Below are 24,796 nucleotides of genomic sequence, written 5' to 3' on the forward strand. Positions count from 1 at the left end.
CCGATCAACCCCCGACCAACAGTTTGTGTTGTCGGCCCGACGGGCGTGTCCCGCCGGGCCGACAACGAGAAGGAATCAGCTCTGGTCCAGGTAGGCGTCGTGGAACAACAGCGCGCTGGCCTGGGTGCCGATGATGCCCTTCACATGCGGCTTCCAGATCATCATTTCTTCGATGGTCTCGTAGATGGCGCTGGGCCAGCTCTGCTGCCACACCGCCCAGATCTCCGCCAATGCCGCTTGGATTTCGTCGTTGCCGACGGCCACCTGGAGCTTGTCCAAAGCAGCGTCCATGTTCGGATCGGCATAGCCGATGCGGTTGTTGGCGGCGTCCGACCGGAATTGCAGCACCGGAATGAACGGCGTCTCGTCGGAGATGTTGAAGCCCCAGCAGGCCAAGTCGAAGTCGGCGTTGACCAACACGGCGCCGATCAGGTCCTGGATGGTGCCGTCGTTGTCCACCTGCACGTCGAACCCGGCGGCCTCCAGCAGGGCTTCGGCGGCGATGGCCCAGTCGATGCGGCTGGGGGCGTTGTGGCAAATGAGCCGGATGCTGCCGTCCCAGCCCGTCTCGTCCTTGACCTCCTGGACCAGGGCCTGGGCCCGCTCCAGGTTGGACTCCACCGGGGCGAACAGCTCGTCGTCCCAGTAGATGGACTCCGTGGACAGCAGGGAGAAGCCAGGCTTGCCGGTCCCCTCATTGGCCCGCTGATCCATCACGTTGGGATCGACGGCCAGCCCGATGGCCTCCCGCAGGCGCACATCGGTGGTGGGCGGGGTGGAGCCCCGCACGCCGTTGTTGATGAACACCACGCCGCCCGCATTCTGGAGGAACACATGGCCGTTTTCGGAATCGCCGTTCTCCCGAGCCTCGGAGATCACCCGGGGCTCCCGCAGGAAGGCCACCTCAAGTTCGTCGTTGACGAAGGCGTCATAGGTGGCCGGGGCGCCGGGAATGCGGATGAAGCGGATGGTCTCGACGCACACCGGTCCGCCCCAGTAGTCGTCCTTGGCGGTGACCACGATCTCCTCGCCGGGCGCGTAGCGGGAGATGTTGTAGGCGCCGAGGCCGGCGTCCACCGGGTTGAGGTTGAACTCTTCGTTGCCGATGGCGTTGACCACTGTGGGGTTGACCATCATGCCGGTCTCGTCGGCCAGCGCGTAGGGGAACGTTCCCCATGGCCGGTCGAGGTGGAACACCATGTTGAGGTCGTCGATGATCTCGAACTCCTCGATCCAGGCCACGTACGCCCGACCCTGATTGCGGCCCCCCTCGCGCAGGAAGCGCTCCATGGTGAACTGCACCACCGAGGTGTCCAGCGGGGTGCCGTCGGGGAAGGTGATGCCCGGACGCAGGGTGAGCGACCACTCGGTGCGGTCGTCGTTGGCCGAGAACGATTCGGCCAAGTGGGGCACGTACTCCTTGTTGACCTGGTCGTAGATGACGAGTACGTCGTAGAGCGACGCCAGCTCCATCATCCCGGTGGTGCCCGAACCGGACGAAACGGTGGGGTCGAGCCCCGCGGTCTCCGAGAACATGCCCATGGTGATCTCGCTGCCCGGGACGGTGGCCTCGCAGCCGCCCATCATGGCCCCGTCGTCACCCGGGTCGGGATCGGGTTCGGGCTCGGCGGTATCGCCGTCCCCGGAATCGCCGGCATCACCGGAATCGCCGGCGTCCCCGTCTCCGGTCCCGCCAGAGTCACCGGAATCACCGGCATCACCGGCGTCGCCGTCCCCGCCGCCCGAATCCGGTGCATCGGTGGCGTCGGGAGCCTGCGTCCCGGCCACCACGCCGCCGTCGTCGTCATCGTTGCCGCAAGCGGCGGCAACCAGAGCCAGCGCCAACAGCGCCAGCAGCAATTTCACCCAGCGAGACCTCATAGTGGGTTCTCCCCCTCTGATCAGTGAGACATCGAGGCGCACTGCCCCAATGCGTCCGACCACCTTAGGAACGCCCACCCCCACCATGCAAGAGCAAGCTGTCGCCCCCGAGGCGACACCGGGAGGATAGGCGGAATTGTGGGATAAGAGGTTCAGGGGGGTCAGGCTGCTTCGGCCTCGCCGTCTCCGTCGCCCCGCGGTGGCCAGATCCTCAAGTGGCCCTCGATGCGACCAAGACGCTCTCGCACATCCCCGAGGCTCCGGCTCAGTTCCTTGAAGTTCTGGTTGCTCTCGGTGCGAACCTGCTCGATTGCCGTGCGGTGCTCCTGGTTGGACTGGGCGATGACGTCACGCAACTCCTGATTGGACTCGGCAATGAGGTCACGCAACTCCAGGTTGGACTGGGCAATCGACTCGCGGTGCTCCTGATCAGATCGATCAATACGCCTGTGCAGCTCTTGGTTGGACTGGGCAATGAGGTCACGCAACTCCTGGTTGGACTCGGCAATGAGGTCACGCATCTTGGCGCTGTCGACGTGCTGGTACCGCATCATGGCCACAGCCAAGGCGAGCACCGGTCCCAGCACGAGAGCCACCAGCGGCGCCAGATCGGCGAAAGTCACCGCTTCCACGCCCCAACCCTACTCCTCAGCTCTCAGAACTTCAACTCTTATGTACTTTCCATAATTTTCCGCTCTTTTGCATATGCGTGACCCTGCTCAGGTGGCGCGCCCTCTAGGGCTGCTGCCGCCGAACTGCCCTAGAGCTTGGCTTCGCGGGGGTCCCAGATGGCGCGGAGGGCTTCGCCGATGCGGTTGAGGGAAAGCACGGTGAGGAACATGAGCACACCGGGTACGAACACGATGTGCGGGGCCTCTTCCAGCAGGTTGGGGTCACGACCCTCGGAGATCATGTTGCCCCACGTCGGACTGGTGATCTGGTTGATGCCGACCCCCAGGAAGCTGAGCGAGGCTTCGGCCACGATCAGCACCGCCACGATGATGAAGGCGTAGGAGGCCAGGGGCAACGAGACGTTGGGAAGAATCTCACGAAAGATGATTCGCCGATTCGAAGCCCCCATCGCCTTGGCCGCGGTCACGAACTCCCGGGCGGCGAAGGTCAGCGTGTTGGCCCGGGCCAATCGGCCCACGGTGGGAATGCTCAGCACGGCCAAGGCCAGGGTGATCTTCATCACTTCCCAGGTTCCCTCCCCGCTGCCTCCGAAGATGGCCACGATGGAGAACAACAAGATGAGAGCCGGAAAAGCCAAGAGGGCGTCGGTGAAGATGTTGAACACCCCTTCAGTCGGACCACGGAAAAAGCCGGCGGTCAGCCCGATCACCGTGCCCACGATCAATCCGATGGTGACCGCCCCCAACCCCACGATCAGCGACACCCGGGCACCCCGGATGCTCTGGGTCAGGATGCTCTTGCCGAGCTGATCGGTGCCCAGTGGTTCGTCGGTGGTGAATTTGGGGGGTTGCTCCCGGTTCTGGAAGTCGGCGTCCAGGCTGTCGAAGAACCCGGCCACCTGCAAGAACACGAAGAACAACAGCACCGCCAACCACGCCACCGACATCCACGTGGCCGGATCGGTGTGTGAGCCAAAAGCCGCCCGGATCAGCATGCCGACACCAGTGACGAGTCCGAAGAACGCCACCAGGGTGGCAATGACCTGCAGCCAGGCGTTGCTGTCGTACCACAAAAGGAGCTGCAACAACAGCAACACCAGACCGACCGCCAGACGGATGCCACCTTCGGCGGCGTAGCGGCGTCGGCGAGCCCCTTCGGGATCGCCCACATCACCGATCGCATCGACAGGATCGGCCATCACGGCAGAGGGGTCAGCCACGTCGGATCCTCGGATCGAGCAGGGCGTAGGCGATCTCCACCAGGAGATTCAGCAACACGTAGGCCACCGCCACCACCAGCACCAGCCCCTGCAACACCACCAGGTCGTTGCCGGTGATGGAATCGATCATCTTCAGCCCGATGCCGGGGAGCTGGAAGAGCTGCTCGATGATCACCGTGCCCCCGATGAGCCGCCCGGTGCTGACCCCGGCCAGCGTGATGAGGGAGAACGACGAAGGTCGCAGTGCGTGGCGAAACAGCACATGGGTGGGGGACATGCCCTTGGCCCGGGCCGTGAGCACAAAGTCGTTCTGCAGGGTGGCCATCATGTCGGCCCGCAAAAGGCGCTGGAACACCGCGATCTCCGTCAGCGACAAGGCCACCACCGGAATGATGAGGCGGCGGATGTGATTCCACCAGTCCCATTCCGTGAGTCGGACCCATCCCTGGGGAGGGAGCAGGTCGAGCTGATTGAACAGGACGAAGATCAGCAAGATCCCCACCAGGAACTGAGGCAGGGAGATCGCCGCGAACGAGGCCGAGTTCAAGAATCGGTCCAGTCGACGGCCCGCCCGATAGGCGGCCACCACCCCCAGGGGGATGGCCAGAAGCAGGGCGAGCATCTGGGCCACCACGGTCAACTCCAAGGTGATGGGCAGGCGCTGACGGATGGTGTCGGTCACCTTCAGCCCTTCGGTCTTGACCGACTCCCCCAGGTCACCGGTGGCGACGTCGCCCAGCCACTTGCCGTAGCGGACGATCACGTTGTCGTTCAGCCGAAGCTGCTCGGTCACCCGCTCACGGGCACCCGGGGCCTGTGCTCGCTCCTGGCCCAATAGTCGAATGGCAGGATCACCGGGCAACAACTCCACGAAGGAGGAGGCGAAGAAGCTGACGATCACCAGCACCGGAATGATCCGGATGATGCTTCGCCCGATGGTTCTCACCTAGGTCAACCTCCACGGCATGAACTCTGCCGGCCTGTGGTGTGAGGCAACGGCCGTCACCGCCTCCTCACACCACAGACAGAGTTCGTGAAATCAGCCCTTGGCGGTGAAGCCGAGGAGGAGGGCGCCGGTTTCGGTTTGGAAGACGCCCGAGACCTCGTCGATCCAGTAGTAGCCGACCTCGGTCTTGGTGGTGAGGATCAGCGGCACTTCCTGGGCGAACTTGCGCTGGAACCTGCTGTAGGCCTCGTAGCGGTCCTCGAAGGTAAGGCCCTGGCGGCCTGCCGTCAGCGCCTCGTCGAGTTCCGGGTGGCAGACCTTCGGCCAGTTGCGGCTGGAGATGCCCTCCCCGCAGACGCCGTCCTCGGGGGAGTCGCCGTAATACATGTCGTACATGTAATCGGGGTCACCCACCGGCACGGCCCACGGGTTGGCCACGGCCTCGCCGGTGAACACCGCGGTCACCATTTCGCCGACCTCGACGCACTTGGCCGTTGCCGAGATGCCGACCGCATCCCACATGGCCACGAACGTCTCGGTCAGCAGCACGTTTTCCGGGGAGGTTGTACAGAAGGTCTCGAAGTCCAACGGTCCGCCCAGTTCGGCCTCGCACTCTTGGAGGGCGGCCGCGGCGGCATCGGGGTCATAGCCCGGCAGTTGTGCCTCCGGGGCGGGGTCGGTCCACGGTGACCCTGGCCTCATGAGGCTGCGGTTCATGATGTTGATCCCATCCCACACGACCTCGTTTACGGTGTCGTAATCGATGGCGTAGGACACCGCGGCGCGGCAGGCTCGGACGTTGAAGGGCTCCTTTTGGTTGTTCAACATCCAATAGCCGCCGTGGTTGTCGATTCTGGTGGCGGTGTTCACCCCCCGCTCCTTGGCGTCCACAATGTTCTGCGGGAAGCGGTCGAAGGCGATGTCGAGATCACCGGCATTGAAGGCGTTGTAACGCTGGGTGGGATCGATGATTGGCTTGAAGATCACACTGTCCAGGTACGGGCAGCCCTCACGGAAGTAATCGGGGTTCCGCACCAGGACGGCCTGATCGTCTTGGACCCAGGAGTCGAATACGAAGGGGCCGGCTCCCACGCCAATGGGGTTGATGTTGATGTCGCTGTTCAGGCCGGTCTCCGGATCCCTGCCATCCTCATAGGCGGTGGGTGACATCAGCCAGGCCATACGGTTGGTGAAGATCTGCGGAAACACGGCGTTTGGGCTGGTGGCGGTGAGCCTGATGGTCAGGTCGTCGATCTTCTCCATCGACGCGATCAAGTTCGCCTGCTGCGCCGACTGCGAACCCGCATTGGGGTTCTGGTGATGCTCCACGTTCCAGATGAAAGCATCGGCGTTGACCGGCGTGCCATCGGTGAAGTTCACCCCTTCACGCAACGTGAGGACGAACTCTTGGTTGTCCTCGGTGGTGATCCCCTCGGCCAGGCCGGGGATCAGTTGTCCGGTCTTCAGGTCCAGATACAACAGCGCATCGTACAGCGCGTGCATCTGGGTGGCCCCCAGCGATGCGCCCCCCTGGATCAAGGTGGGGTCCCAACCGGTGATTTCCCCGAACATGCCCATGGTCAACGTGCCCCCGGTGGGCCGACCATCAGTGCACTCGGTGGAGAGGATGGAACCGTCGATGAAACCGGTGTTGCCGGTGGGGACCACGCCTTCCACCTCTTCGGCCTCCTCCTGGGTCACCTGCACCTCTTCGGTGGGCTCCGGTGCCGGCTCTTCGGCGGGGGCTTCTTCCTCCGGGTCGCTGGGCTCGCTGCCGGACGGCTCCGGGTCGTCGGCGGGGGCCTCCGGGGCCGCGGTGGGGTCGGGCCCACCGGCAACGACGGCGCCGTCGTCATCGTCGTTGCCGCAGGAGACGGCGAACACGGCCAAGGCCAACAGGGCGGCAAGGAGCCGAAGCCAACGGGATCTCATGGAACTTTCCCCCTCGGGTTGGTTTGCGGCAGGCGCGCTGAGCCCGCCTGCGAGTTGCCAGACCTTAGGGAGTTCTCCGGGTGCGTGCAAGGCAAGGTGGCCCTCAGCCCCGCAGGCGGGCGGCAGCGGGGGTGAGGTCTCGCTCCAGTCGGGTGGCAATGGACCGGAAATAAGGCAGGGGTTCGCCGATCGGGTCGGGAATCTCGTCGACCGGCCGTCCGATGAACGGGGTGGTGCTCTGGGCTCGGCGATGGTCTGCCAGCGCCGAGACCCACTGGGCCGCATCGGGGCCGTTGCGGTCGCCCACCTGGTCGGCCAGGCGGGAGAGCTCGGCGGGCAGAAACGTCACTGCTTCCTTGGCGGGGCTGCGGGCGGCCACCGCCCAGCCGTGGTTGCGGGTCATGGCCACGATCAAATCGGCCCCATCCACCAGCTCCCCGGTGAGGCGGCGGCTGCGATGGGCCGAGAGGTCCAGCCCTCGCTCGGCCATGGCCGTCACGGCGTGCTCGTGGGCAAGCTGCCCGCTCCAGTCCATGGTCCCGGCCGAGGCAACCTCGGCCTCGGGCACCAGGTGGGCGAACAATGCCTCGGCCATGGGCGATCGGCAGATGTTGCCGGTGCAGACGAACAAGACTCTGATGGCCCCGAAGCCTAGGGGCGGCCCGCCGGCCTCTTATGCTCGGGGAATGGCTGGTCCGATGGATGGCGTGAAGGTGGTCGAGCTGGGGGTGTGGGTGGCCGGCCCCGCCGCGGGAGGCATTCTGTGCGACTGGGGGGCCGACGTGGTCAAGATCGAACCCCCGTCGGGCGACCCGGCCCGCACGTTTCAGCGCATGCTGGGGGGCGACATGCCTACCAACCCGGTGTTCGAGTTGGACAACCGCTCCAAACGCTCGGTGGTGCTCGACTTGGCCACCCCGGAGGGGCAAGAGATCGCCCAAGGGATCGTGGCCGATGCCGATGTGTTCCTCACCAACCTGCGGGCCGGAGCGCTGGATCGACTGGGGCTGGACTACCGGTCGCTGGCCGCCACCAACCCCGGCCTGGTGTACTGCGCCATCACCGGCTACGGGCTCGAGGGGCCCGACGCCGATCGGCCGGCCTACGACATTGCCGCCTTCTGGGCCCGCTCCGGCATCGCCGCCCAGCTCACCCCACCGGGCGGGGCCCTGCCCTTCCAGCGGGGCGGGATGGGCGACCACAACGTGGGTCTGGCCGGGGCGGCCGCCATCAGCGCCGCGCTGTTCCACCGGGAACGCACCGGGGAGGGTCAAATGGTGTCCACCTCGCTGTTCCGGGAGGGCATGTACACCATCGGCTTCGACATCAACGTGCTGTTGATGTGGGGCCTGTCGATGGCGGTGGGCACCCGGGAGGCCATGGGCAACCCGGCCATCAACAACTACACCGCGGGCGACGGGCGACGGTTCTGGGTGGTGGGCCTGGAAGGGGACCGTCACTGGCCCCCGCTGGCCCGAGCCGTGGGCCACCCCGAGTGGATCGACGACGAGCGGTTCGCCACCGCTCGGGACCGGGCCGTCAACGCAGTGGAGCTGATCGCGGCGCTCGACGAGGCGTTTGCCGCTCGACCGCTGGAGGAGTGGGCCGAAGTCTTTGCCACCGAGCCCGACATGTTCTGGGCGCCGGTGAACACCCTCGACGACTTGCTGGCCGATCCTCAGACCGGACCGTCGGGCGCGCTGGTGGAGGTGCCCGACGGGGCCACCGGCACCACCATGCTGGCCACGCCGGTGGATTTCCACGGCACCCCCTGGTCGCCCCGGTCCCTGGCCCCGACGCTGGGGCAGCACACCGATGAGGTGCTCGGAGAACTCGGGCTGGACCCCGCCCGGATCGCCGACCTGCGGTCGGCGGGCACCGTGGGCTGAGTTCCTCCGCTGACCTCTGTTGGGTTCGGTTTCCCTTCTTCTCCGCTTCCTCCTGAAACTTGGGCGCGTGCGTCGGCTAGGGTCCGGCAACTCGTGGTGTAACTCGGAGGGTTAGGAGCACGGACATGGGCAACGACGGCCGCAGGGTTGAGGAGCGGTATCCAGTGGTGTTGCGGCGCAAGGCGTTGAGGCTGCTGGTGGCGGTGCTGGGGGTGCTGCTGTTGGTGGCGGGGTCGTCCACGTACGTGCAGGCCGACAATCCTGATGGTGAGCCCGATGACGAGACGCCGCCGGTGGCGGCTGTTTCCGAAGGCTCGGGGGCCGCCTTGCCGCAGGGGCCGATTGTGGTGGACAAGTCCGGTCAATCCAACATGGATTCGATTCTGGCCAATGTGGTGGACGCCTATGAGGCGGACGTCGGCCCTGCGGGTCAGGCAACGGGCCAGGCAACGAGCCAAGCAGCGGCACTGGCGGCCGACGAGGCGGCGGCGCTGGCGCCGGTGTCCAGGGGCGACACCGTGTTGGCCACCGCGTACATGACCATCGACGCCAACGGGGTGGCGGCCGACACCGCGCCGGTGGTGGCCTGGTTGCAGGACAACTCGGTGGAGGCCCGCCGGGTGGGCGACGGGTACATCGAGGTGTACGTGCCGGTCAACCTGCTGCGAGGTTTGTCGAGCCAGCCGGGAGTGTCCCGGCTTCGGGCGGCTCTGCCTCCCCGGCCGGCCCAGTCCTCCGCATTGGTGCCCAGCGACGCGGCCAAGTTGCACGAGGCCGATCATTGGTTCGATGCGGGCATGATCGGTCGGGGCGTCAAGGTGGGCATCGTCGATCTCGGCTTTGAAGGGATCGCGGCGCTGCACGAGCAAGGCCACTTGCCCGAGATTCTGGTGGCCCGGTGCTATTTCGAGAACGCCCAGGGGGTGTCGGTGGTGACGGACAACCCCGAGGACTGTGACTCCGACGAGATTCACGGAACCGGGGTTGCGGAGTCAGTTGCCGACGTGGCCCCCCACGCCACCTTGTACATCAGCAACCCCCAGACCAAGGGCGACCTTCAGGACGCGGTGGAATGGATGGAGGGCCAAGGCGTGCAGGTCATCAACCACTCGGTGGGCTGGGTACCCGACGGCCCCGGTGACGGCACCTCACCGCAGGCCGACAGCCCGTTGCGCACCATCGACTCCGCAGTGGAAGCCGGGGCCGTGTGGGTCAACTCGGCGGGCAACGACGCGGGGAACGTGTGGTACGGCGACTATGAGGCCGTCGCGAGCGGTGGGCGTACCTGGGTCAACTTCGGCACTACGGCCTCGCCAGACATCAGCAACAGTCTCAACTTGCAACAGGGTCAAGACGACGTGCTGATCGCCCTGATGCGCTGGGAAGACGAGTGGGCCAACGACAGCACCGAGGCGGGGGCCGACTGCGACCTCGATCTCCGTGTGTACCGGCCTGGCGAAAGCGACTACGTAACGGCCAGCGTCGAAAGTCAAAGGGGCTTATACTTTGACACCCCAGTAGAGGCATTGGCTTACGGGATTCCGTCGGGCGAGTACGGCACCTACGAACTCAGAATCGACGTGTACGACTGCGACGATCCCCCCGAGTGGATCCAGTTGACGGCGTGGACGAGTGCGTCGTTGGAGCATTCCTCGTCGGCCTACCACGTGGCCAACCCCGAAGAGAGCGCCAATGCCGGCATGTTGGCGGTGGGGGCGGCCCCGTATTCCAACATCTTCTCGTTGTCGTCATACAGCAGCCGTGGGCCGACCGTGGATGGGCGGATCAAGCCAGAGATCGTGGGCGTGGACTGCGGGGCGAGCCTCACCTACGGCACGTTCTGCGGCACCAGCCAAGCGGCCCCGCATGTGGCCGGGCTGGCCGCCCTCGCCATCGACCGGTACGGCGGTGACGAGGATTACGACTCCCCGGACGAGATCGCCGACTACCTGAAGGACAACGCCACTCAGCGGGTGCCCGCCCCCGATCCCAACAATTTGTGGGGGCACGGGTTTGCCACCCTGCCCAACGATCTCGCCTTCGACGTGGACCATGACACCGATGACGACGGGCTCATCGAGGTGTCCTCGGTGGATCAGCTCGACGCCATCCGTTACGACCTCAACGGCGATGGCCAGGCCGACAACGACGACGATAAGCCGTTGTACCTGTGGGCGTTCCGGTTCGCCAAAGACGGCATGGGCTGCAACGAGGACGAAACCGAAGAGGCCGACCAGGTGTGCCTCGGCTACGAACTCACCGCCGATCTGGACTTCGACTCCGACGACGACGGTGACGTGGATGAACACGACCACAACCGCCTCTACTACAACGACGGCCAAGGCTGGGACCCCATCGGCACGTTCCAAGGGGTGTTGGAAGGCAACGGTCACACCATTTCCAACTTGACCATCTACCGCGACCACAGTGATGAGACCCTGTCGGATCCGTCGGCCACCGCCGTCTACTACGGCCTGTTCGAGGAGATCGGGGTGCTCGCCGAGGTCCGCAACCTCGTGTTGGCCGACCCCGACATCACCGCCGGCAGCCGGGCCGGGGTGCAGAACTCGGCGGGCCTCTGGAACTTCGAGCACGCGTTCGCAGGACCCCTCGCCGGGGAGAACCAAGGGCAAATCACCTCTGTGGCGGTGACCGACGCCTTCGTGTGGGCCATCGACGGCTTCAACACCGCCGGTGGGCTGGTCGGGCGCAACGCGGCCACCATCACCACCAGCTACGCCACCGGCACCGTGTGGGGCGAAACCGCGGGCGGCCTGGCCGGTGAGACCTACAGCAACCGCAGCCAAATCACCGCCAGCTACGCAGAGGCCGACGTGTACGGCAGCAACAGCATCGGCGGGCTGGTCGGGTTCGGGGTTTCGACCACCATCGAAAACAGCTACGCCAAAGGCACCCTCACCGACCAGGAAGGTGACGAGGAAACCCCATCAACGGTGTCCGCCGGGGGGCTGGTCGGCGGCGCGTACTTCCTCACGGTGACCAACAGTTACGCGGCCGGCACCATCGAAGACTTCGACGACGCCGGGGGGCTCATCGCCGACGGCGCATCCAACACCGTCACCGACAGCTACTGGGACACCACCACCACCGGCCAAACCCAAAGCCAGGACAGCCCCAACACCTCCGGGCTCACCACCTCCCAACTCCAACAACCCACCGGCGCGACCGGCATCTACGCCACCTGGCCCGCCGGCACCTGGGACTTCGGCACCGCCACCCAGTACCCCGCGCTCAAAGCCGACCACGACCGTGACGGCTCCCCCACCTGGCAGGAATTCGGTGACCAACGCCCCACCCCCGAGTCAGTCGATCCTGAGGCAGCGACGGTCGCCCTGCTGCAGGGGCCGCCGCTGGTGAAGAAGTCGGGCCAATCCAACATGGATTCGATTCTGGCCATTGTGGTGGATGCCTACGAATCGGCCGTCGGTCCGGCGGGGCAGGCAACCGGCCAAGCGGTGGTTCAGGCGGCCGACCAGGCGGCGGCGCAGGCCCCGGTGAACAAGGGCGAGACCGTGTTGGTCACCGCGTACATGACGGTGGGGGCCGACGGCGTGGCCGCCGACACCGCGCCGGTGGTGGCCTGGCTGCAGGACAACTCGGTGGAGGCCCGCCGGGTGGGCGACGGGTACATCGAGGTCTACGTACCGGTCAACCTGCTGCGAGGGCTGTCGAGCCAGCCGGGCGTGTCCCAGCTTCAGGCGGCGCTGCCTCCGCTTCCGGCTCAGTCCCCCACGTTGGTGCCCAGCGACGCGGCCGAGTTGCACGACGCCGATCACTGGTTCGACGCGGGCATGATCGGCCGGGGCGTCAAGGTAGGCATCGTCGACGGCGGTTTCGAAGGGATCGAGGCGCTGCAGGAGCAAGGCCACGTGCCCGGGATTCTGTTGGCCCGGTGCTACGTCGAGGACTCCTCTCTCATCTCGAGCAAAGTGGAGGACTGCGAGTACGGCGGCGTCCACGGCACCGCGGTGGCCGAATCGGTGGCCGACGTGGCCCCTCACGCCACCCTGTACATCAGCAACCCACGGACCAAGGGTGATCTCCAGGACGCGGTGGAATGGATGGAGGGCCAAGGCGTTGAGGTGATCAACCACTCGGTGGGCTGGGTGCCCGACGGCCCCGGGGACGGCACCTCACCCAGAGCGGACAGCCCGCTGCGCACGATCGATTCCGCGGTGGAAGCCGGGGCCGTGTGGGTCAACGCGGCAGGCAACGAGGCGGGCAACGTGTGGTACGGCGACCTCGAGACCATCACCGGCGATCGGTTCGTGTGGCTCGATTTCGGCCCTGCCGGCTCGCCTGACGACAGCAACAGTATCGACCTGCTGCAAGGTCAAGACAGCGTGTTGAACGTGATCTTGCGCTGGGACGACGAGTGGGCCAACAACAGCACCGAGGCGGGCGCCGACTGCGACTTGGATCTCTTCGTGTACAGGCCGGGCGCAACCCGACCCCTAAGGGATGCGGTGGCCTGGAGCACGAACTACCAATCGGGTTCTCACCGTCACACCCCACTGGAAGTGGTGTCCTATCGGATTCCGTCGGGCGAGCACGGCACCTACGAACTGAAGATAATTGTGTTGACCTGCGACGATCCCCCGGAGTGGATCCAGTTGACGACGTGGACGAACGCAACGCTGGAGCATGCGTCGTCGTCGCACCACGTGAGCAACCCCGGGGAGAGCGCCAACGCGGGCATGTTGGCGGTGGGGGCGGCCCCGTATTCCGACGTCTTCTCGTTGTCGTCCTACTCCAGCCGGGGACCGAGCGTGGACGGGCGGATCAAGCCGGACATCGTGGGGGTGGACTGCGGGGCGAGCCTGACCTACGGCGACGACAACCCGTTCTGTGGCACCAGCCAAGCTTCCCCGCATGTGGCCGGGCTGGCGGCGCTCGCCATCGACCGGTACGGCGGTGACGAAGATTACGACTCCCCCGAAGAGATCGCCGACTACCTCAAGGACAACGCCACCCAGCGGGTGGCGACGCCGGATCCGAACAGTCTGTGGGGGCACGGGTTCGCCACCCTGCCCAACGATCTCGCCTTCGACGTGGACCATGACACCGATGACGACGGGCTCATCGAGGTGTCCTCGGTGGATCAGCTCGACGCCATCCGGTACGACCTCGACGGCGACGGCCAGGCCGACAACGACGATGACGAGCCGTTGTACCTGTGGGCGTTTCGGTTCCCCAAGGACGGCATGGGCTGCAACGAGGACGAAACCGACGAGGCCGACCAGGTGTGCCTCGGCTACGAACTCACCGCCGATCTGGACTTCGACTCCGACGACAACGGCATCGTGAACCAGGACGACCACAATCGCCTCTACTGGAACGACGGCCAAGGCTGGGACCCCATCGGCACCTTCCAAGGCATCCTGGAGGGCAACGGTCACACCATTGCCAACCTGACCATCTACCGCGACCACAGAGATGAGACCCTGTCGGATCCGTCGGCCACCGCCGCCTACTACGGGCTGTTCGAGGAGATCGGGGTGCTCGCCGAGGTGCGCAACCTCGTGCTGGACGACGCCAACATCACGGCCGGCAGCCGGGCCGGGGTGCAGAACTCGGCGGGTCTCTGGAACTTCGAGCACGCGTTCGTCGGCACCCTCGCCGGGGAGAACCAAGGACAAGTCACCTCAGTGGCGGTGACCGACGCTTTGGTGTGGGCCATAAACGACTTCAACACCGCCGGTGGGCTGGTCGGGCGCAACGCGGCCACCATCACCAGCAGTTACGCCACCGGAACCGTCTGGGGCGAATCCGCGGGCGGCCTGGCCGGTGAGACCTACAGCAACCGCAGCCACATCACCGCCAGCTACGCCGACACCATCGTCTACGGCATCGACAACGCCGGTGGCCTGATCGGCTTCGGGGTTTCGACCACCATCACCGACAGTTACGCCAGAGGCACCTTCGCCAACCAGGAAACGGTCGCCGGGGTCCCGCCGACGGTGGCGGCCGGTGGGCTGGTCGGCACCGGGTACTTCCTCACGGTGACCAACAGCTACGCGGCCGGCGCCATCGAAGACTTCGACGACGCCGGGGGGCTCATCGCCGACGGCGCATCCAACACCGTCACCGACAGCTACTGGGACACCACCACCACCGGTCAAACCCAAAGCCAGGACAGCCCCAACACCGCCGGCAAAGCCACCGCAGAGCTCCAAGCCCCCACCAGTGCGACCGGCATCTACGCCAACTGGCCCACCGGCACCTGGGACTTCGGCACCGCCACCCAGTACCCCGCGCTGAAAGCCGACCACGACCGGGACGGCACCCCCACCTGGCAGGAATTCGGCGACCAACGCCCAACCCCCGAATCAGCCGAACCTGAAGCCGCGGCAGCGGTCGCGCCACAGCAGGCGCCGGTTGAGGTGGACAAGTCGGGCCAATCCAACATGGATTCGATCCTTCGCGGCGTGCTCGCCACGTACGAGTCGGCCGTTGGGGCCGCGGCTCAAGGGTCCGACCAGGCAACCAGCCAAACAGCGGTGCAGGCCGCCGACCAGGCGGCGGCGCAGGCCCCGCTGAGCAAGGGCAAGGCCGTGTTGGCCACCGCGTACATGACGGTCGACGCCCACGGGGTGGCCGCCGACACGGCACCGGTGGTGGCCTGGCTGCAGGAAAACTCAGTGGAGCCCCGCTGGGTGGGCGACGGGTTCATCGAGGTGTACGTACCGGTCAACCTGCTGCGAGGCTTGTCGAACCAACCCGGAGTGTCGCAGCTTCGGGCCGCCCTGCCTCCCCAACCGGCCCAGACCTCCACCCTGGTGCCCAGCGACGCGGCCAAGCTGCACGAGGCCGATCATTGGTTCGACGCGGGCATGGTCGGCCGGGGCGTCAAAGTGGGCGTCATCGATACCGGATTCCAAGGGATCAGTCTCTTGAAACAGTACGGCCATTTGCCCAACATTCTGGTGGCCCGGTGCTACACCGAAGACGCCCAGGGGGTGTCCATCGTCACCAACAGAGTCCAAGACTGCGAGTACCGGGGTGTCCATGGCACCGGAGTCGCGGAAACGGTGGCCGACGTCGCCCCCCACGCCACGTTCTACATCAGCAATCCGTACACCCAAGGCGAACTCCAGGACGCGGCGAGGTGGATGGAGGACCAAGGCGTGCAGGTCATCAACCACTCCGTGATCTGGCCCTACGACGGTCCGGGCGACGGCACGTCACCGAGAGCCAACAGCCCGTTGCGCACCATCGATTCGGCGGTGGACGAGGGGATCGTGTGGGTCAACGCGGCGGGGAACAACGGCCGAAACGTGTGGTACGGCGGCTACCAGGTCATGCCGGGCAACAACTCCCCCTTGTGGATCAACTTCGGCACCCAAACCAACCCCGACGACGGCAATGAGATCAACATGCAGTCGAACAGCGACCGAACCCTCACCGCCTTGCTTCGCTGGGAGGACGAATGGGCGGCCAACAGCACCCAGGCGGGATCCGACTGCGACCTCGATCTCTTTGTGTTCAAGACCGGCAACCATGTGGCTGCCGCTTGGAGCGATGCACGTCAGAACGGGGATTCCTCCGACGTCCCTCTCGAAGTGGTGTCCTATCGGATTCCTTCGGGCCAATTCGGCACCTACGAGTTGAAGATCAGGGATCTCAACTGCCCCGACCCTCCCGAATGGATTCAGTTGGTCACGTGGACGAACGCCACCTTGGAGCGGCAATCCTCGACGCACCATGTGGGCAATCCGGGAGAAAGCGCCAACGCGGGCATGTTGGCGGTGGGGGCAGCCCCCACTTCCAACATCAATGCCCTGTCCTCCTGGAGCAGCCGCGGTCCGACGGCCGACGACGAGCGGATCAAGCCGGAGATCGTGGGCGTCAATTGCGGGTCCAGCGTGGTCTACGGCACGTTCTGCGGCACCAGCCAAGCATCACCCCACGTGGCCGGGTTGGCGGCCCTCGCCATCGACCGCTACGGCGGTGACGAGGATTACGACTCCCCGGACGAGATCGCCGACTACCTGAAGGACGAGGCCGCCCAGCGGGTGGCGACGCCGGATCCGAACAACCTGTGGGGTCACGGGTTCGCGGAGTTGCCCGACGATTTCACGTTCGACGTGGATCACGACACCGACGACGACGGGCTCATTGAGATTTCCTCGGTACACCAGCTCGACGCCATCCGTTACGACCTCAACGGCGACGGCCAGGCCGACAGCTCCGACGACGAGCCCCTGTACTTATGGGCGTTCCGGTTCCCCAAGGACGGGATGGGGTGCAACGAGGACGAAACCGACGTGGCCGATCAGGTGTGCCTCGGCTACGAACTCACCGCCGATCTGGACTTCGACTCCAATGACGACGGCGACGTGGACGAAGACGACCACCAACGCCTCTACTGGAACGACGGCAAGGGCTGGGATCCCATCGACGGCACCTACCAAGCGATCCTGGAGGGCAACGGTCACACCATCGCCAACCTGTCCATCGACCGCAACAACACCCGGGAGACGCTGTCGGACCCGTCGGCCACGGCCACCTACTACGGCTTGTTCGAGAAGATCGGGGTGCTCGCCGAGGTCCGCAACCTCGTCCTCGATGACGCCAACGTGACCGCCGGCAGCCGGGCCGGGGCTCAGAACGCGGCGGGTCTCTGGAACTTCGAGCACGCCTTCGTCGGCACCCTCGCCGGGGAGAACCAAGGACACGTCACCTCGGTAGCGGTGACCAACACCCTGGTGCGGGCCTATGGCGTTTCCGACAGAGCCGGAGGCCTGGTCGGGCGCAATTCGGGCACCATCACCACCAGCTACACCACCGGCATTGCCGGCGGCGAAACCGCCGGTGGCATCACCGGTGAAACCTACAGCAACCGCAGCCACATCACCGCCAGCTACTCCGACACCACCGTCTACGGCACCATCTCCATTGGTGGCCTCATCGGCTACGCGGTTTCAACCACCATCGAGAACAGCTACGCCAAAGGTACCCTCATCGATCCGTTCGGCCTCGGTGACGATCCCCCCACCGTCACCGCCGGTGGCCTCGTCGGCACCGGCTACTTCATCACGGTGACCAACAGCTACGCCACCACCGCCATCCAGAACGCCGACGACGCCGGGGGGCTCATCGCCGACGGCGCATCCAACACCGTCACCGACAGTTACTGGGACACCACCACCACCGGTCAAACCCAGAGCCAGGACAGCCCGGTCTCAGCCGGGCTCACCACCACCCAACTCCAGCAACCCACCAGTGCGACTGGCATCTACGCCAACTGGCCCACCGGCACCTGGGACTTCGGCACCGCCACCCAGTACCCCGCGCTCAAAGCCGACCACGACCGTGACGGCACCCCCACCTGGCAGGAATTCGGCGACCAACGCCCCACCCCAACCCCCGACTGACCCCACCGACCTTGCCCACCGCCGAGCCCCCAACCCAGGAGATCCACTCGTTTTGCCGGATCTGCACGGCCATGTGCGGCATCACCGTCACCGTGGCGGGCGACCGGGTGCTGAAGGTGCGGGGGGACGCAACCCATCCCCTGTCGCAGGGCTACACCTGCCCCAAGGGGCGGGCGCTCCCCGACTGGCACCATCATCCCCGACGCCTGGACCACCCCCACGTCAACGGTGCGGTCACCGACTGGGACCACTGCCTGGATGACCTGCGCCACCGTCTGGGCGCCATCATCGACGAGAGCGGCCCGGACGCGGTGGCCATGTACCTGGCCAGCGGCTCGGCCTACGACGCCAACGGGCGCCGGGCCGCCGAGCGATTCCTCACCGCCATCGGCTCCCGCCAGAAGTACACCGCCACCACCATCGACACCCCCATGCGCCCGTTGGTGGCCGAACTCATGGGTGGCTGGTCGGGTCTGACCCCCCAGTGGGATCAACAAGCCGCTCGCCTGCTGGTGCTGGTGGGCACCAACCCGGTGGTGTCCCACGGTCACGGCAACGGATCGCCCGACCCGGTGCGGCGTCTGCGGGCGCAACAGGAACGGGGGCCGGTGTGGGTGATCGATCCCCGCCGCACGGAGACCGCTCGGCTGGCCGACCACCATCTGGCCCCCCGCCCCGGCACCGACTGGTTGATCCTGGGCTGGCTGGTGCGGGAACTGCTGGCCGCCGACCCCTCCGATGCCTCCCCGGGCGCCGACCGGGACTACCTCCACCGCCACGCCACCGGCACCGACGAGCTGACGGCGGCGGTGGCCCCCCTCACGTTGGAGCGAGCGGCCGCCGGCACCGGGCTCGACCCCGCCGATCTCCTCGCCCTGCTCGACGCGGTGCGCGCCGCGGGCCGGTTGTCGGTGCTGTCGGGCACCGGGGTGTCGATGAGCCGCCACGCCAACATCACCGAGTGGCTGCTGTGGGCGCTGGCGGTGGTCACCGGCTCCTACGACCGGCCCGGCGGGATGTGGTTCAACCCCGGCTACCTCCTGCAGCTCGACCAGCGGCAGTGGCAGCCCTCCGACGGCCGCCCGGAACCGGGCCCGGCCAGCCGCCCCGAACTGCCCCGCCGATTCGGGGAGTACCCGTGCGCCGCTTTGGCCGACGAGATCGAGGCGGGCAACATCCGGGCGCTGCTGGTGGTGGGCGGCAACCCGCTGATCGCCTTCCCCGACCGGGACCGCACCCAGGCCGCGCTCGGTTCCCTGGACGTGCTGGCGGTGGCCGACGTGGTGGAGACCGATACGACCGAGTTGGCCACCCACCTGCTGCCGGTGGCCGGACAACTGGAGCGAGCCGATCTCCCGTGGATGCTCGACGCCTATCAGCCCGCGGTGGCCACCCAGTACACGCCCGCGGTGGTGCCACCGGGTGCGGACCGGCGGCTGATGTGGCGGGTGTTCGCCGAGCTGGGTCGCCGACTGGGGGCCGACGTGCTGCCCTCGGGCCTGGACGTGGGCACCGCCACCGACGAAGACCTGCTGGCCCGAATCGCCGACCGGGGTAACCGGGATGTCGCCGCCGTGCTGGCCGCCCGGCGGGGGCTGGTGGGCGAGGCCGGTCCGGTCCACGGCTGGGTGCTGACAAACGTATTGCCCGACGGGCGCTGGCGACTGGCCCCGGAGCCGCTCGTGGCCCAGCTCGCGACGGCCCTCGAGGAGCAACCAGCGGACACGGCCCCGCCGGCGCTGCTGCCTCGCCGCCAGATGCGGACCATGAACGGTCAGCTCCGCGACCTGGGCGGCGTGGGCCCCGAGGTGTTGATCCACCCCGATCACGGCTTCGCCGACGGCCGTCCGGTGCGGGTGCGCAGCCCCCACGGTGAGCTGGTGGGCCCAGCCCGCGTCAGCGAGGAGATCGCCCCCGGTGCGGTGTCCATCCCCCACGGCTGGGCCGACCCCAACGTGTGTTCCCTCACCACCGCGGCGTCCGACGTGGACCCCCTCACCGGCATGGTGTGGCAGTCGGGCGTCCCGGTAGAACTCCACCCGGCGTGAGCGCCCGCCGGGCGACTCGGGTAACCCCGGCCGGCCCTACGAGGGAGCGGAGGCGGGCTCGGGGTGGGACCGGTCCGCCGGACCCCTGAGGTCACCGCCCAGGGCCACCGCCGCGCCCACCGCCACCACCATCAGGGCGGACGACCCGGCGTACAGAATCTCGGGACCCCAATTCTCATAGGCGAAGCCGCCCACCAGCGAGGCAATCCCGGCGACGAACAACCCCATGGCCGCGTAAAGGCCTTGCGCGGCGGCCGCCTGCTGGGAGGAGGACGACAAGGCCACCGCCAACTGCCCGGCGGGCATGGTGAAGGCGTCGAACATGGCGTGAAGGGCCGACACCGCGATGATCACCCACACCAACTCCACGTAGCCGTACACCAACATGCAGGCCACCGCCCCCAGAATCGAGTACGGCATGATCCGCATGGGGCCCTCTCGTTGCGCCAATCGGCCCCCGAAGGGGGCCAGGGGGATCATGGGCAGGGCGAACAGGGCTATGGACAGGGCGATGACCAGCGTGCTGGCCCCCAGGTCGCCGAGCAACAGAGACCACGAAACCTCGAATACCCCGATGGTGATGAAAAACGCCAACCCGCCCAACATCCCGGCGTTGAACGAGCGGCTCCGAAAGAGACGCCGCACCGGTACCTTGACGGTGGTCCCCTCTCCGGCCGACAAATCCAGCCGGAAGATCCAGCCGTACAGCAGCACGTAGAGACAGGCCATGAACACGAACGGGGCCCGCAGGTTCACGAACTCGGCCAATACCCCGGCCATCACCGGCCCCAGGACAAAGCCGACGATGTCGAAGGCGCCCATCTTGCCCAGGTTGGCCCCCATGTTGGCCGGATCACGGGTGATGAGAATCCGACGGATGGCCGGACCGGTGGCCCCGGTGCCCGCGCCCAGGCAGAAGCGGGCCACCGTGAACTGCCAGGCCTCGTCGGTCATGGCCATGCTGAACATGGAGACGAAGGCCACGATCACGCCGGCGTGGACCAAGAGCCGCACGTGACCCCGATCGGCGAAGCGAGCCAAGCCCACCTGGGCGATGAACCCGGCAAAGAACCCCACCGCAACGATGACACCCAACTCGGTCTCGCTGAACCCCAACTTCTCCCGGAAGTCGTGCAACAGGGTGAACACGGAGCCGTAGGCCATTGACAAGCTGCCGGTCACCAGAAAATAGGGCCAATACGAACGTGCCGTATGCCCGGTAGTACTCACCGCTCTTCTCGGCGGTAGGGCAGACCCAGGGCGGCCGGGGCCGGGGACGGGCGATGGCGGAACCGCCAACTGATGATCACCAGCACCACCACGGTGAGCAGGAACGGCAACATGCCCAACAGTGCCGGGGAGATGCGGTTGACCTGCACCCCCAGCACCTCGATGTCGAAGGTCTGCAACCGGGGTTGCAGGGCCAGGGTGAAGCCGAACAACAGCGCGCCCAGAGCCAACCGCTCGGGACGCCACGCCCCGAAGATCACCAGGGCCACCGCGATCCAGCCCCGGCCCGCCACCATGCCCTCCGTCCAGCCCGGCGCCATGTACAGCGAGAGAAAGGCCCCCGCCGCCCCGGCGAACGCCCCGCCGACCATGACCGCCCCCGCCCGCAGGGCCATCACCGAGTGGCCCGCCGCGTCGGTTGTGGGCGCCGACTCCCCCACCGCCCGCAGGGCCAGCCCCAGCCGGGTGCGGGCCAGCAGGAACCACACCACCAGCCCGCACACCACGGCCAGGTACACCACCGGAGGCTGGTTGAAGAAGATGTCGCCGATCCACCGGATGTCGGCCAGCCCGGCGATGCCCATGTCGGTGAACACCGTCTCGGGTCGCTCCCCAACCACGTTTCGACCCACGTAGGCGGCCAACCCCAGCCCGCCGATGGTCAGGGCCAACCCCGACACCACCTGGTCGGCCCCCAGCACCACGCTCACCAGCGCGTGCAGGCCCCCCACCAGCGCGCCGACGCCGGCCGCCGCCCAGAACGCGGCCCACGGACTGCCCGTCTCCAGGCCGACCATGAAGCCGCTCACCGCGCCCATGGCCATCATCCCCTCCACCCCGAGGTTGAGCACCCCGGCCCGCTCGGCAATCAGCTCGCCCAAAGCGGCCAGGAACACCAGCGTGGCGAACTGCACGGTGGCCACGAACAAACCGATGAGGGCCGCCTCACTCATGGCCCGCCAACCCCGTCCCGCCAATCCGGGAGTTCAAGAGACACCACGGCCACCATCGCTTCACTCATCGGAGCCCGGCGCCGACCAGCGAATCCGGTAGTTGAAGAACACCGCGGCCACCAGCGCCCCGAAGAGGATCATGGCCTGCAGGATGTCGGCGATGGCCGAACTCACCCCCATGGTCTGGATGCTCTGGCCACCTACCTGCACCGCGCCGAACACGAAGGCCACCACCGCCACTCCCGACGGCCGCATCAGAGCCAACGCGGCCACGATGATCCCGGCAAATCCGTAGCCGTTGGACAATCCCGAATCCAGCCGGGTGGCCGCGCCCATGAGCTGCACCGCCCCGGCCACCCCGGCGATGCCACCCGACAGCAGCAGCGCGGTGAGCACCTTGCGCCGCAGGGAAATGCCGGCGTAGCGGGCCGTGCGGGGCGACGACCCGGCCAGGCGCAGCTCGTACCCCCACGCCGTGCGGCTGACGGCCAGCCAGAACACCAGCAGCAACCCCAGCGCGATGAGCGTGCCCACGTTGGCCCGACCGAACAACCCCGGCAGCGAGGCCTGCTCCGGCACCGGCTCGATCACTGCGAACCCCGACGAGTCGGGATCCTTCCACGGGCCGGTCTGCAACCACTCCACCAGCCGGATGGCCACGTACACCAGCATCAGCGTGGTGATGATCTCGCTCACCCCCAGATGCGACCGGGCCAGCGCCGGGCCGAGCATCAGCACCATCCCTCCGGCCACCCCGCACACCACCATGAGGGCGATCAGCAACGGGCCGGACAGGCCGTCGGCCACCATGGCCATCCCGGCGGCCAGGGTGGCTCCGGCCATCATCTGGCCTTCGGCCCCGATGTTCCACAAACCCATCGAGCCGGCCACGGCCACCGCCAACCCGGTCAACGCCAGCGGAGTGGCCCGCTCCAACGTGCGGGCGATGGAGTCGGTGCCCATGAAGGCGGAGTCGAACATCCGCTCATACACCTCCGGCGGGCTGTGGCCCGACAACCACAGCAGGATCACGCCCAACACCAGGGCGGCGGCAATGCCGACGACGAAGGCCACCGCCTGCGCGCCGGGAATCACCTGCTCCCGCCGGGCCAGCACCGGGCGGATCACGGCTGAGCCTGACCGGCCATGGCCGCCCCCACCTGGCCCCGGGTGGTGTCGTCGGGGTCCAACTCGGCCACCACCCGCCCTTCGTACATCACCAGCAGCCGGTCCGACAGGGCCAACAGCTCGTCCAGATCCTCGGAGATCAACAACACCCCCACGCCGTCGGCCCGCTGGGCCACCAGGTGGCTCTGGATGGCGGCCACCCCCTGCACATCCAAGCCCCGAGTGGGCTGGGCGGCCACCAGGACGGCGGGCTCCTCGGCCAGCTCCCGCCCCAGCAACAAACGTTGGAGGTTGCCGCCCGACAGTCCGGCGATGGGATCGTTGAGCCGCCCTACCCGCACCCCGAACCGCTCCACCAAAGCCCGACAGAACTGGAGGCATTGGGCCATCACCAACATGATGCCCCGCCGCTGCGCGAGGTAAGACCGCACCACGGCGTTGTCCACCACCGACATCTTGGGGGCAAGCCCCACCCCGAGGCGATCCTCGGGCACGTAGGCCAACCCGAGCCGATAGCGGGCTCCCGGCGAGGCGCGGGTGATGTCGTCGTGGCGGAGCGCCACCCCGCCCTCGGTCGGCTGACGCAAACCGGCAATCACCTCGGCCAGCTCCTTTTGGCCGTTGCCCGACACGCCGGCGATGCCGACGATCTCTCCCGATCGCACGGTGAGGTCCACGTCGCGCAACGCGGGCAGACCGCGATCGCTCAGCGCATGAACCCCGGACAACGCCAGCACCTCGGGGCCGGCCTCGGCGGGCGGGGGGCGGTCGACATAACCCCCGGTGGTCGACCCCACCATCAGCTCGGCCAACTCGCCCCGATCCTCGGCGGCCAGGTGTTCGACGGTGCCCACCGTTTTCCCCCGGCGCAGCACGGTGGCCTCGTCACAGAAGGCCACCACCTCGTCCAGCTTGTGGCTTATGTAGACCACCGAGCGGCCGTCGTCGGCCATGGCCCGCAGCGTGACCCCCAATTCGGCGGCCTCACCGGGGGTCAGCACCGCGGTGGGCTCGTCCATCACCAGCACCGAGGCATTGCGCCAGAGGGCTTTGAGGATCTCCACCCGCTGACGTTCGCCCATGGAGAGCTGCCAAATGGGCTGGTCGGGATCGGCGGCCATCCCGTAGGCGGCCGACAGCTCGGCCACTTGGTCCTCGATCTCCGAGGACCGCAGCAACGCAGGGGCGGCGCCCAGCACCACGTTCTCGGCCACCGTGAGGGTGGGCACCAACCGGAACTCCTGATACACCATGCCCACACCGGCGGCGATGGCGTCGGCGGGCGACTGGAAGTGCCGCCGCCAGCCACCCACCCACACCTCACCGGCGTCGGGCCGGTACACCCCGGCGAGCACGTTGACCAGGGTGGTCTTGCCCGCGCCGTTCTCTCCCAACAGGGCGTGGATGGTGCCGGGACGAACTCTCAGCTCCGCCCCGGCACAGGCGATCACTCCGGGGAATTGCTTCTCAATCCCCCGGAGCCAGACCGCATGTTCGGCTTGGTCCTGGTCGTTGGCCACCGGGAACCGGGTCGGCCCG

Annotated in this window: 13 protein-coding genes; 3 read left to right on the top strand and 10 right to left on the bottom strand. The window is 67.1% G+C overall.

The features are described 5' to 3' along the window. Nucleotides 1-75 precede the first annotated feature (75 nt). The 6 genes from ACOQPQ_RS08720 to ACOQPQ_RS08745 form a co-directional block, all read right to left on the bottom strand. The gene (locus tag ACOQPQ_RS08720) at nucleotides 76-1,866 is read right to left on the bottom strand and encodes an ABC transporter substrate-binding protein (protein WP_420639053.1); all 1,791 of its coding nucleotides are present in this window, start codon (nucleotides 1,864-1,866) and stop codon (nucleotides 76-78) included. A 176-nt stretch (nucleotides 1,867-2,042) separates the two neighbouring features. Further along, complete coding sequence (locus ACOQPQ_RS08725; protein WP_420639054.1) at nucleotides 2,043-2,513, bottom strand: hypothetical protein; 471 nt, start codon at nucleotides 2,511-2,513, stop codon at nucleotides 2,043-2,045. A 128-nt stretch (nucleotides 2,514-2,641) separates the two neighbouring features. Further along, nucleotides 2,642-3,733 carry an ABC transporter permease gene (locus ACOQPQ_RS08730; RefSeq protein WP_420639055.1) on the bottom strand — a complete coding sequence of 364 codons (1,092 nt, stop codon included), beginning with the start codon at nucleotides 3,731-3,733 and terminating at the stop codon, nucleotides 2,642-2,644. Then, the gene (locus ACOQPQ_RS08735) at nucleotides 3,726-4,679 is read right to left on the bottom strand and encodes an ABC transporter permease (RefSeq protein ID WP_420639056.1); all 954 of its coding nucleotides are present in this window, start codon (nucleotides 4,677-4,679) and stop codon (nucleotides 3,726-3,728) included. Before ACOQPQ_RS08735 ends, ACOQPQ_RS08730 begins: the two co-directional genes overlap by 8 nt. Nucleotides 4,680-4,772: 93 nt before the next feature. Further along, a complete protein-coding gene (locus ACOQPQ_RS08740; RefSeq protein ID WP_420639057.1) occupies nucleotides 4,773-6,611 on the bottom strand; it encodes an ABC transporter substrate-binding protein in 1,839 nt (612 codons plus the stop codon). Between the two features lie 103 nt (nucleotides 6,612-6,714). Then, entirely contained in the window at nucleotides 6,715-7,242 is a 528-nt protein-coding gene (locus ACOQPQ_RS08745) for a hypothetical protein (RefSeq protein ID WP_420639058.1), read from the bottom strand. 55 nt (nucleotides 7,243-7,297) lie between these two features. Between ACOQPQ_RS08745 and ACOQPQ_RS08750 the strand changes: the two genes are divergently transcribed. From ACOQPQ_RS08750 to ACOQPQ_RS08760, 3 genes are all read left to right on the top strand, one after another. Continuing rightward, nucleotides 7,298-8,500: a CaiB/BaiF CoA transferase family protein gene (locus ACOQPQ_RS08750; protein ID WP_420639059.1), complete on the top strand. Its 1,203-nt coding sequence runs from the start codon at nucleotides 7,298-7,300 to the stop codon at nucleotides 8,498-8,500. 125 nt (nucleotides 8,501-8,625) lie between these two features. Beyond that, nucleotides 8,626-17,898, top strand: coding sequence for a S8 family serine peptidase (locus ACOQPQ_RS08755; RefSeq protein WP_420639060.1), 9,273 nt, complete (start codon nucleotides 8,626-8,628; stop codon nucleotides 17,896-17,898). A gap of 11 nt (nucleotides 17,899-17,909) precedes the next feature. Further along, nucleotides 17,910-19,946, top strand: coding sequence for a molybdopterin-containing oxidoreductase family protein (locus ACOQPQ_RS08760; RefSeq protein WP_420639061.1), 2,037 nt, complete (start codon nucleotides 17,910-17,912; stop codon nucleotides 19,944-19,946). A gap of 36 nt (nucleotides 19,947-19,982) precedes the next feature. Here ACOQPQ_RS08760 and ACOQPQ_RS08765 read toward each other — a convergent pair whose 3' ends face one another. The 4 genes from ACOQPQ_RS08765 to ACOQPQ_RS08780 are packed head-to-tail and all read right to left on the bottom strand — an operon-like array spanning nucleotide 19,983 to nucleotide 24,777. After that, a complete protein-coding gene (locus tag ACOQPQ_RS08765; protein ID WP_420639062.1) occupies nucleotides 19,983-21,128 on the bottom strand; it encodes an MFS transporter in 1,146 nt (381 codons plus the stop codon). A 44-nt stretch (nucleotides 21,129-21,172) separates the two neighbouring features. Further along, the gene (locus tag ACOQPQ_RS08770; protein ID WP_420639063.1) at nucleotides 21,173-22,129 is read right to left on the bottom strand and encodes an ABC transporter permease; all 957 of its coding nucleotides are present in this window, start codon (nucleotides 22,127-22,129) and stop codon (nucleotides 21,173-21,175) included. A gap of 60 nt (nucleotides 22,130-22,189) precedes the next feature. Further along, on the bottom strand, nucleotides 22,190-23,257 hold the full coding sequence (locus tag ACOQPQ_RS08775; RefSeq protein ID WP_420639064.1) for an ABC transporter permease: 1,068 nt from the start codon (nucleotides 23,255-23,257) through the stop codon (nucleotides 22,190-22,192). After that, nucleotides 23,254-24,777: an ABC transporter ATP-binding protein gene (locus tag ACOQPQ_RS08780; protein ID WP_420639065.1), complete on the bottom strand. Its 1,524-nt coding sequence runs from the start codon at nucleotides 24,775-24,777 to the stop codon at nucleotides 23,254-23,256. The genes ACOQPQ_RS08775 and ACOQPQ_RS08780 overlap by 4 nt, the downstream gene beginning before the upstream one ends. Between the last annotated feature and the right edge of the window lie 19 nt (nucleotides 24,778-24,796).

The sequence above is a fragment of the Candidatus Poriferisocius sp. genome (genome assembly GCF_965219775.1).
Taxonomy (GTDB): Bacteria; Actinomycetota; Acidimicrobiia; order Acidimicrobiales; family Bin134; genus Poriferisocius.

Bases quoted from the DNA above. Each gene is read 5' to 3' on its own strand.
- ACOQPQ_RS08740 (WP_420639057.1), bottom strand. From the start codon at position 6,611: ATGAGATCCCGTTGGCTTCGGCTCCTTGCCGCCCTGTTGGCCTTGGCC.
- ACOQPQ_RS08750 (WP_420639059.1), top strand. From the start codon at position 7,298: ATGGCTGGTCCGATGGATGGCGTGAAGGTGGTCGAGCTGGGGGTGTGG.
- ACOQPQ_RS08755 (WP_420639060.1), top strand. From the start codon at position 8,626: ATGGGCAACGACGGCCGCAGGGTTGAGGAGCGGTATCCAGTGGTGTTG.
- ACOQPQ_RS08770 (WP_420639063.1), bottom strand. From the start codon at position 22,129: ATGAGTGAGGCGGCCCTCATCGGTTTGTTCGTGGCCACCGTGCAGTTC.